The following is a 1388-nucleotide window of genomic DNA, read 5'->3' as shown; positions in this document are numbered from 1 at the left end:
CATGCCACCCAGCTCGGCCGCACCGGCGCGTCCGGCCCACTCACCGCACTCGTCCGCGCACGGTGTAGGGCGGGTAGTCGCCGGTGGTGCAGACGCGCAGCACGCCGGACTGCACCACGGTGAGCAATCGCGACGGTGACTCCGCGGCGGCGGGCCCAGCCATCCCGGCGACGGCCAGACCCCCGACCAGTATCAATGTCAGCAATGGCGACAATCGGCTCGAAATACGCACGCGCCGAACGCTACTCGAGCATGTAGAGCGCGCGCAGGATTGTGACGCTATGCCGCCAGTGGCGCCGTTCAGTCGAGGCAGAATTCGTTGCCCTCGACGTCCTGCATAACCTGGCAGGATTCGTTGAAGCCGTCGGCGCGGAGCAGTTCGACGCGGACCGCGCCGAGTTTCTCCAGTCGGACGCATTCGGCTTCGAGGGCGGCGAGGCGCTCTTCGCCGACCAGGCCGGTGCCTACCCGCACGTCGAGGTGGACGCGGTTCTTGACGACCTTGCCCTCGGGGACGCGCTGGAAGAACAGGCGGGGGCCGACGCCGGTGGGGTCGACGCAGGCGAAGGCGGAACCCTGGCGCTCGGCGGGGAGGGATTGGTCGAAGGCGGCCCAGTCGGCGAAGCCCGGTGGCGGGGGCGGGACGACGTAACCCAGTACCTCGCACCAGAATCGGGCGACGCGCTCGGGGTCGGCGCAGTCGAAGGTGACCTGGATCTGTTTGACCGATGTCATCGCTTCACCTTAGAGGTGGAGTGCGACAGATCGCCTGTCGGTGCGCAGGAGTAGCGTGGGCCCCTGCTCGATGATCGCTACGTTTCCGCAGTTCCACGCAAGGACAGGAGTCACGATGCGAGGCATTTCGAAGTGTGCGGCGGTGTCGGTCCTGCCGGTGGTGATGTTCGCGCTGTCGAGCGGGACGGCGTCCGCCGACGGACCCTCGTATTTCGATCCGGCGCATGTCGATCAGGGTCCGGGGTGTGCGGGGACCATGACGGCCGAGGTGGATGCCAGTCAGGGCCAGCAGGGCGGCGATTTCGCGAGCTTCATCGATAGTTCGACGCGGGTGACGGCGAGTTTCAAGGTGGATGCCGCCGCGAATCCGTTCGGGTCGGCCGCACCGAATGGGAGCAACTGCAGGATCCCCGTGACGGTGACGATAACCAATCTCGATTCCGGTGCGAGCAATACGGAAACGAAGAACACCGAGTACGACGGCCACTACGGCTGGAACGCAGCATTTTTCACGCTGTCGGGATCGGGACGGGTCGCGGTCACGGTGAGTACGAATCCATCCCCCGACCAAATCGTCGTCAACGTCCCCGCACCACGCTGAATTTGCGAGGAATGCCCGGCTTCACAAGGTATGCCCGCCCTCACTTCACAGG

General features: G+C 65.8%; 3 protein-coding genes. 1 reads left to right on the top strand and 2 read right to left on the bottom strand.

The annotated features are described in order from the left end of the window. Positions 1-40: 40 nt before the first annotated feature. A complete protein-coding gene (locus ACWELQ_RS45755; protein WP_452403202.1) occupies positions 41-232 on the bottom strand; it encodes a hypothetical protein in 192 nt (63 codons plus the stop codon). Between the two features lie 68 nt (positions 233-300). Next, positions 301-735 carry a VOC family protein gene (locus ACWELQ_RS45750; RefSeq protein WP_452403201.1) on the bottom strand — a complete coding sequence of 145 codons (435 nt, stop codon included), beginning with the start codon at positions 733-735 and terminating at the stop codon, positions 301-303. Positions 736-892: 157 nt separating this feature from the next. On the opposite strand from ACWELQ_RS45750, the gene ACWELQ_RS45745 reads away from it, so the two are divergent. Further along, positions 893-1336 carry a hypothetical protein gene (locus ACWELQ_RS45745; protein WP_452403200.1) on the top strand — a complete coding sequence of 148 codons (444 nt, stop codon included), beginning with the start codon at positions 893-895 and terminating at the stop codon, positions 1334-1336. Positions 1337-1388 lie beyond the last annotated feature (52 nt).

This window comes from Nocardia sp. NPDC004722 (assembly GCF_053601505.1).
This window is presented reverse-complemented; position numbering and strand designations above follow the sequence as displayed.